Genomic DNA, 6,305 nt, shown 5'->3' with positions numbered 1-6,305 from the left:
AATACGTATGCCTATGTCGGTGGCAACCCAATTAGTTGGATTGATCCGTATGGACTCCAAGTCATGGTGTGTCGTGACCCTGCTTTTAATGGCAAGGTTCCTGCACACCACTATTGGGTCACCACGGGAACCCAGTCTGCAGGCATGGGCACTCCTGCCGCTGGGGCAAATGCAGGGAATCAGTATGATTTTCTCGGCGCAAAAGTAGGCACGACAGATCATTCGGATCGGCCAAATAACGGTGATCGTCAGTGCAAAACCGTTGAGGGTGCTGATGAAAACAAAGTCAATCAGCTGATCAAGCCGGGTCAATCCCTAGGAATATTCGTGCCGGGCTTAAATGATTGCCAAGGTTTCGCGCGTGGAGTGATTGATCAGGCTGGCGGTCAGTGGCCTTATGAAACGCGGCCGAGAATTCCCACTGCAAGGCCGGGTCATGAATGAAATTTCCAAGCTATGCCTGCTGCTGGTTTCCGCTGCACTTATGGTCGGATGCGGTGACCGTGAAAAGGACAGGCTCGTTTTAGACCAGCAGAAAGATTTTTACTGCCCAGCTGGCAACGAAATTGCTTATGAGGCTTGGAGCGAGTACGGGCTTATGAAGGTGTGCGTGAGTAAGGATTTGCGTGTCAAGAATGGGAGCCAGTTCGCCGCTCAAGGTGGGCAACTACGATCAAAGGCTCTTTATTCCCAAGGAGAGAAGGCAGGTGGTTGGACGGGATATGCCAATGATGGCAAAGCCCTTCCAGAAAGAGGTGGCTATAGATCGCCTTCGCAAATCCCGTAAGAAAAAAGCCCCGCCATGTGCGGGGCTTCTTGTTTAGCCGCTGGCGTTGGCTTGCAACATGGCATCGATCATCTGACTGACGACGCGCTGCTTGGCGACGGGCAAGGCTTCGATCTGTTCGAGCTGTTGCCTAATCTTCTTCTGTGGTCCGCGCTTCTTCGGTGCTGACTTCATCGCTGGTGGCGCGTTGTCGGCGACCAGCGCATCGAGCGTGGTGTCCAACGCCTGGGCGATGACCGGTAGCAACGACACCGGTACGCGCCGCCGCCCCTTCTCGAACGAGTTCATGGCCTGCTGTGACACGCCGAGCTGTTCGGCCAGTTGCACCTGGGTGATGCCGCACGCCTTGCGCTGCTGGGCGATGCGCTGGCCAAGGGCGATGAAGAAGGCGCGTTCGTCGTCGGAGATGGCCATGCCGTGTGGGGTTGGGAAGCGGATGTTCTGCATACGGTAGGCCCGGTTTTGAGGTGGCTTGTGTGATATCTCCGAAACGGAGTATATTCATTTTGAGGTTTTTCTTCCAAAAGCCTCTTGACACGTTTTGGAGAAATTGCCGATGGCCCGCATCCCTGACGCCGAGGTCGAACGCCTCAAGTCCTCGATCTCCCTGCAACGCTTGGTCGAGGCCAAGGGCGTGACGCTGGAACGCCACGGCAAGGACTGGCTGGGCCGCTGCCCGTTCCATGACGACCGCACGCCGTCATTGGTCGTATCGCCTGCGAAGAACCTGTGGCACTGCCTGGGTGCGTGCGCAACGGGCGGGACGGTGATCGACTGGGTGATGCGGGCGGAGGGTGTGAGCTTCCGGCACGCGGTGGAACTGCTGCGCAACGATGCGCCGTTGACCGGACATGTGGTGAAGCAGGCGACGGTGCCGAAGCTGGCGGCGCCGGTTGAAGCGGATGCTGACGATGCCGCGGCGCTGGCACAGGTGATCGACTATTACCACGCCACGTTGAAGCAAAGCCCGGAAGCGCTGGCCTACCTGGAATCACGCGGCCTTGCATCGAATGACCTGATCGACCGCTTCAAGCTGGGCTTTGCCAACCGCACGCTCGGCTTGCGGTTGCCGGAGAAGAACCGCAAGGCCGGCGCGGAGGTGCGCTCGCGCCTGCAACGTCTTGGCGTGCTGCGCGAATCGGGCCACGAACACTTCAACGGCTCGCTGGTGGTACCGGTGTTCGATGTCGGCGGCAATGTGGTCGAGGTGTACGGTCGCAAGATCACGCCGAACCTGCGGCCCGGTACGCCGCTACACCTGTACCTGCCAGGGCCGCATGCGGGCGTGTTCAACCGCGAAGCCCTCGCCGACCCGGAAATCATCCTCTGCGAATCCCTCCTGGACGCGCTCACGTTCTGGCAGGCCGGTTATCGCAACGTGACGTGCGCCTATGGCGTGAACGGCTTTACCGACGAACACCGTGCCGCGTTGCGCGACACAGGCACCCAGCGTGTACTGATCGCCTATGACCGCGACGCGGCCGGTGATGCGGCCGCTGCGAAGCTGGCCGAGGTGTTGATGGCCGACGGCATCGAGTGCTACCGCATCCAGTTCCCGAAGGGCATGGACGCGAACGAGTACGCGTTGAAGGTGATACCGGCGGCGAAATCCCTCGGCATGGTGATCCGCAAAGCGGAATGGTTGGGTGCCGGTAAACCGCGCACGCAGCGCGATGTGGCGCCAGAAGCAACAGCGGTTAGCAGGGAAGAAGATGCGGCGCTGCCGGCGTCATCCGATCTTCCCTTAGCCGCCGCTGTTGACCGCGAAGCCGAAGCCGCAGCTAAAGAAGAAGCCGCCAACGCAATCGACGTGACGTTCGCATTGCCCGCTTCGCCGGTGCCAACGTTGCCGCCGGTGCCGGTCGAGGTCGGCGAACGCGATGTGACGTTGACGCTGGGCGAGCGACGCTACCGGGTGCGCGGGCTGGCGAAGAACCTGGCCTACGACACGTTGAAGGTGAACCTGCTGGTGTCCAGTGGCGAGCGCTTCTATGTCGATACGCTGGACTTGTACGCGGCGCGAGCACGTGGCACCTACACCACGCAGGCGGCGGTCGAGCTAGGCGTGAGCGAGGACATCATCCGCGCCGATCTGGGGCGTGTGCTGCTGCAGCTAGAAGCGTTGCAGGATGACGCGATCAAGACGACGTTGATGCCAGCGACAGTAGCGCCGGTGATCGCGCCGGAACTGGAAGCAGCGGCGCTCGATCTGCTGCGTGATCCGCGCCTGGTCGAACGCATTGTGGCCGATGTGGCGTCGGTGGGCGTGGTTGGCGAGGACAGCAATGCGCTGGTGGGTTATCTGGCAGCGGTGTCGCGCAAGTTGGACAAACCGCTGGCGGTGCTGATCCAGTCCACCAGCGCGGCCGGTAAATCGACGCTGATGGATGCGCTGTTGAGCCTGATGCCGGAGCGTGAGCGCGTGCACTACAGCGCGATGACCGGGCAGTCGCTGTTTTACCTCGGGGAAGGCGACCTCAAGCACAAAATCCTGGCCATCGCCGAGGAAGAAGGCGTGCGGCAAGCGGCGTATGCGTTGAAGCTGTTGCAGTCGCAGGGCGAACTCACCATCGCCAGCACTGGCAAAGACCCCACGACCGGGAAGCTGGTCACTGAGGAATACCGGGTGGAAGGCCCGGTGATGCTGGTGCTGACGACCACGGCCATCGACCTGGACGAAGAACTGCTCAATCGCTGTGTGGTGCTGACGATCAACGAGAGCCGCGAGCAGACGGCGGCGATCCATACGCGGCAGCGGCAGGCGCGCACGCTCGCGGGCCTGCTGGCGGGGAAGGACGCTGATCGCATCCGCGCCGTGCACCGCGCCGCACAGACCTTGCTCAAACCCCTCGCCGTGGTGAACCCCTATGCCGAAGCGCTGACCTTCCGTAGTGAGTCCACCCGCATGCGCCGCGACCATGCCAAGTACCTGACTTTGATCGACGCGATCGCGTTCCTGCATCAGCACCAGCGGCCCGTGAAAACGGCCATCGTCGCCGGTGCCACGATCGAGTACGTCGAGGTCACCCGCGACGATATCGCGCTGGCCAACCGCTTGGCCGGTGAAGTGCTGGGCCGTAGCCTTGACGAACTGCCGCCACAGACGCGGCGGGTGTTGTCGTCGGTCGTGGCATTGGTCGAGACGCGCATGCGCGAGCAGGCGATCCCGCGTGCCGCCGTGCGCTTCACCCGGAAGGAGTTGCGCGCTATTGCCGGCATCACCGACACGGCGTTGCGCCTGCACGTCGAACGCCTAGTGGAACTGGAATACCTGCTGATCCATCGCGGGGCGAACGGCCAGCGCTTCGTCTATGAACTGCTGTTCGATGGCGATGTGACGTTGGACATGCCGCAACTGATCGGCTTGATCGACGTGGCGGCGCTGGAGTCCATGGGTACGACAGCGAACCTTGCACCCCAAACGGCGAACCTCGCACCCACCTTGCACCCCAAAAACACCCCGCTTGCACCCACCTTGCACGGTGCCGCAATCCCCCTGATCGCGAGCACGGACGCGGGTTCTTCTTCTTTAGTGGCTGCTTCTAAAGAAAATCCACTTCCAGAGCCGCGCGAGCCGGCGCGTCGTCGTAGCCACAACGGCGCAACGGCGCTTGCCTGATGCCGCGCAAGGGCCAACGCCTCAAGACCCGCAAGCCGGCGCCGGTGAAGCCCGCTGGTCCGCGCACGCGTGCGCCCGATCCGCTCGCGGGCCACCCGCTCCTGCGCTACGTGCATGCGCACCTGGACTGGCTGTTGACCCACGGCTACAGCGCCGACACGGCACGGGCGCGCAGGATCGCGCTGCGGCGGTTCGTGGCGTGGTGCGCGGAGCGCGAGCTGGACGATGTACGGGCGATCACCGCGCCGGTGCTGGAACGCTACCAGCGCCACCTGTTCACCTATCGCAAGCCCGATGGCGCGCCGCTCACGCTGGGCTCGCAGCACGGCTGTCTTGCGCCGTTGAAGACCTGGTTCAAGTGGCTCACGCGCGAGCGGCATCTGGCGTTTAATCCCGCCTCGGAACTGCAGCTCCCGAAACAACCCAAGCGCCTGCCGCGCACCTTGCTGGCGGTGAGTGATATCGACGCGATCCTGCACGAGGCGGAACCCACCACGCCGGCCGGCCTGCGCGATCGGGCGATGCTGGAACTGCTGTACGCGACCGGCTTGCGGCGGATGGAACTGCCGGCGCTCAAACGCTATGACGTCGACCTCAACCGCATGCTGGTGTTCGTGCGCGAGGGCAAGGGCAAACGGGATCGGGTGGTGCCGCTGGGCGAACGCGCGGCCGCGTGGCTGGACAAGTACCTGACCGAAGCCCGGCCGCAGTTGCTCGCGGCCGACACCGATGCGCTGTTCGTGACCGACTACGGCGAGCCGATCCCGCCGGCGTGGCTGGCGGAGAAGGTGAAGCGGTACATGGCGTTTGCCGGCATCGACAAGCCCGGCGCGACGCACCTGTTCCGGCATGCGTGCGCGACGCACATGCTGGAGAACGGCGCGGACATCCGCTACATCCAGGACATGCTCGGCCACGCGAACCTGGCCACGACCGAGATCTACACCCACGTCAGCATCGACAAGCTGCAGCGGATCCATGCGGCCACGCATCCGGCGGGGAAACTTCTGCGCTGTGGTGATGCGCACCCCCCGACGATGCGCTCGGAATCTCTCCCTGATGGCGGCGAGTCCAGCGTGCTGGACTGACGGGCACAGGCCACCATGACTAGTGCAGGATAGGGTTGTTGGCAGCGGGATTTAACGGCGGCGCGGCTTAACTGCGTTCAAGCCGACGCCGAATCGCCCCATCACGCATCCTCGCGATCCAACCGGCGAGCAACAGCGGTAGTCTCGGCAACCGATCACCCCGTTGCGGCCATCCATGGCCGCCCTCGTCGCCACGCGGCCCAACACGCTGCGCGTGTTGCAGTCCCAACATAACGCCGGATTATGCAAACCGCCGGTCTGTCACGGCGCTTGCGCAAGGGCCGCGCGCCAGGGAGCCGATGCGCGGCAAGCGCCGCGCCAGCCCGTCGCTTCGCATAATCTGCGTTCATGTTGGCTGGCCTGCCGGCGCTGCGCGCCGGGGCCGCGTGGCCCAAACATTGTGGTGCTCCGGCGCGCACGTCCCTGTGCGCGCAGTGCGCGTGCTGCGCACGCCCACACAGCCGCGCGAGCGCTGCGCGCACACGCAAGAGCAAGAGCGCTCGCACGCCCACGCATACGAGGCGGCGCGGCTTAACCGCTGCGCGGTTCAAGCCGACGCCGCTTCGGCATCGCGGTGGTCGAAGCAAGCGCCGGCGACTAAGAAAAAACCGCCGCCGGGCAGACCTTTGAAGCCACGCCGCTTCGCGGCATCGGCGCTTGACGCGGCATGGTTGCGGGCGGAAAGTCGCCTCAAGGAAATTTTGCGAACCGGGGAACCCGCCTCAATGGCCGCAGCACAGCTAAGCCCTTGCCGCATCAAGGAAAAACGCCGCTGGGTACGACGACCCACGTCAGGGCGAACTGTTTATGC

Annotated in this window: 6 protein-coding genes; 4 read left to right on the top strand and 2 right to left on the bottom strand. The window is 63.5% G+C overall.

Annotated features, from left to right (window positions below):
- Both EBB59_RS13940 and EBB59_RS13595 read left to right on the top strand, forming a co-directional pair.
- Positions 1-444 (top strand): RHS repeat-associated core domain-containing protein (locus EBB59_RS13940; RefSeq protein ID WP_211327758.1); only part of this gene is annotated, 444 nt, incomplete at its 5' end.
- Positions 437-787 carry a hypothetical protein gene (locus tag EBB59_RS13595; RefSeq protein WP_147455602.1) on the top strand — a complete coding sequence of 117 codons (351 nt, stop codon included), beginning with the start codon at positions 437-439 and terminating at the stop codon, positions 785-787. The genes EBB59_RS13940 and EBB59_RS13595, both read left to right, overlap by 8 nt.
- 33 nt (positions 788-820) lie before the next feature.
- Here EBB59_RS13595 and EBB59_RS12910 read toward each other — a convergent pair whose 3' ends face one another.
- Positions 821-1,201 (bottom strand): helix-turn-helix domain-containing protein, encoded by a 381-nt coding sequence (locus tag EBB59_RS12910; protein WP_122102560.1) that lies wholly within the window; start codon positions 1,199-1,201, stop codon positions 821-823.
- Positions 1,202-1,343: 142 nt separating this feature from the next.
- Here EBB59_RS12910 and EBB59_RS12905 point away from each other — a divergent pair, with 142 nt between their 5' ends.
- Both EBB59_RS12905 and xerC read left to right on the top strand, forming a co-directional pair.
- The gene (locus tag EBB59_RS12905; protein ID WP_122102559.1) at positions 1,344-4,406 is read left to right on the top strand and encodes a CHC2 zinc finger domain-containing protein; all 3,063 of its coding nucleotides are present in this window, start codon (positions 1,344-1,346) and stop codon (positions 4,404-4,406) included.
- Positions 4,406-5,494: a site-specific tyrosine recombinase XerC gene (gene xerC, locus EBB59_RS12900; protein WP_122102558.1), complete on the top strand. Its 1,089-nt coding sequence runs from the start codon at positions 4,406-4,408 to the stop codon at positions 5,492-5,494. The genes EBB59_RS12905 and xerC overlap by 1 nt, the downstream gene beginning before the upstream one ends.
- A gap of 547 nt (positions 5,495-6,041) precedes the next feature.
- Here the strand turns inward: xerC and EBB59_RS14110 are convergent.
- Positions 6,042-6,284 (bottom strand): hypothetical protein, encoded by a 243-nt coding sequence (locus EBB59_RS14110; RefSeq protein WP_147455601.1) that lies wholly within the window; start codon positions 6,282-6,284, stop codon positions 6,042-6,044.
- Positions 6,285-6,305: the final 21 nt, after the last annotated feature.

The organism is Solilutibacter pythonis (genome assembly GCF_003697345.1).
Lineage (GTDB): Bacteria > Pseudomonadota > Gammaproteobacteria > Xanthomonadales > Xanthomonadaceae > Solilutibacter > Solilutibacter pythonis.
The sequence above is the reverse complement of the archived record's forward strand: the minus strand, read 5'-3'. Positions and strand labels throughout refer to the sequence as shown.

What these genes read in the sequence shown, in the direction of transcription:
- EBB59_RS12905 (WP_122102559.1), top strand. Translation starts at nt 1,344, where the DNA reads ATGGCCCGCATCCCTGACGCCGAGGTCGAACGCCTCAAGTCCTCGATC.
- EBB59_RS12910 (WP_122102560.1), bottom strand. Translation starts at nt 1,201, where the DNA reads ATGGCCATCTCCGACGACGAACGCGCCTTCTTCATCGCCCTTGGCCAG.
- EBB59_RS13595 (WP_147455602.1), top strand. Translation starts at nt 437, where the DNA reads ATGAATGAAATTTCCAAGCTATGCCTGCTGCTGGTTTCCGCTGCACTT.
- xerC (WP_122102558.1), top strand. Translation starts at nt 4,406, where the DNA reads ATGCCGCGCAAGGGCCAACGCCTCAAGACCCGCAAGCCGGCGCCGGTG.